The following is a 1,431-nucleotide window of genomic DNA, read 5'->3' as shown; positions in this document are numbered from 1 at the left end:
GGTCAAGTCCCGTGAGGTGGTGTACGACGTCGTCGCGTGATTCCTCGTGGGTGGATCAGGCAGTCAAGGCCGGTGTCACCTCCTCGGTCTCCTCGGTGACACTGTCGGCGGGCTTGTCGGTGCGGGAGCGAGCGAGTACGTCGAGGCCGAGGTAGCGGCGGCCTTCGATCCACTCATCGTGCTGTTCGGCCAGCACCGCCCCGACCAGTCGGATCAGCGCAGTCCGGTCCGGGAAGATCCCCACCACGTCGGTCCGGCGGCGGATCTCCTTGTTGAGGCGCTCCTGCGGATTGTTGCTCCAGATCTGTTTCCAGATCTGCTTCGGGAACGCGGTGAACGCCAACAGATCCGACCGTGCAGCGTCGAGGTGATCGGCCACCTTCGGCAACTTCTCGGTGAGCGCATCGATGATCCGATCATATTGTGCGTGAACGGAATCCGCGTCGGGCTGGTCGTACACGGAGTGCAGCAGTGTCTTCACCCAGGGCCACGACGACTTCGGGGTCACCGCCATCAGGTTCGTCGAGTAGTGGGTACGGCACCGCTGCCAGGAGGCACCGGGCAGAGTCGCGCCGATTGCCGCGACGAGGCCGGCGTGGGCATCGGAGGTCACCAGTTTCACCCCGGTCAGCCCGCGGGCGACCAACCCACGGAAGAAGGTCAGCCAGCCGGCGCCGTCCTCGGCGGAGGTGACGTCCAGCCCCAGGATCTCGCGGTAGCCGTCGGCGTTGACCCCGACCGCGACCAGGGCGTGCACGTTCACCACCCGTCCGTTCTCGCGGACCTTGAGGACCAGGGCGTCGGCGGCGACGAACGTGTACGGGCCCGCATCGAGGGGTCGGTTCCGGAAGGCCTCGACCTGGGTGTCGAGGTCTTTCGCCATCACCGAGACCTGCGACTTCGACAGCGAGGTGATCCCGAGGGTATCGACGAGTTTCTCCATCCGCCGGGTCGAGACCCCGAGTAGATAGCAGGTCGCAACAACCGAGGTCAGGGCACGTTCGGCGCGTTTGCGCCGTTGCAGCAACCAGTCCGGGAAGTACGAGCCGGACCGCAGCTTGGGAATGGCCACGTCGAGGGTGCCGACGCGGGTATCGAAGTCGCGGTGCCGGTAGCCGTTGCGAACGTTGACCCGTTCGTCGGAGCGTTGGCCGTAGTCGGCGCCGCACAGGGCATCGGCCTCGGCGCCCATCAGGGCATGTATGAACATCGTCAGCAGCTCGCGCAGCAGGTCGGGGCTGGCGCCGGTGAGTCGGTCTTCGACAAGCCGGCGGAGGTCGATATCGTGGGCATTGGTCATCGCGTGCTCTTTCGTCGAGTCGAGTTGGTAGCTCTCTCGAAGAATCACGCGATGACCGTCTTTCGTCCGGTTACGACACGCCGATCAGTTCGTTTGGTTCCGGCTCGTACACCATCCTGATGGACGCAACC

General features: G+C 65.1%; 1 protein-coding gene. It reads right to left on the bottom strand.

Annotation, left to right across the window (positions count from 1 at the left end; all coding sequences use genetic code 11):
* Positions 1-55 precede the first annotated feature (55 nt).
* Positions 56-1,300: an IS256-like element IS1164 family transposase gene (locus tag ACN675_RS29120; RefSeq protein ID WP_420754110.1), complete on the bottom strand. Its 1,245-nt coding sequence runs from the start codon at positions 1,298-1,300 to the stop codon at positions 56-58.
* Positions 1,301-1,431: the final 131 nt, after the last annotated feature.

The sequence above is a fragment of the Rhodococcus sp. O3 genome, assembly GCF_048897285.1.
In the GTDB taxonomy this organism is placed as follows: domain Bacteria; phylum Actinomycetota; class Actinomycetes; order Mycobacteriales; family Mycobacteriaceae; genus Rhodococcus.
This window is presented reverse-complemented; position numbering and strand designations above follow the sequence as displayed.

Coding starts and splice junctions, on each gene's coding strand:
- ACN675_RS29120 (WP_420754110.1), bottom strand. CDS start 1,300: ATGACCAATGCCCACGATATCGACCTCCGCCGGCTTGTCGAAGACCGA.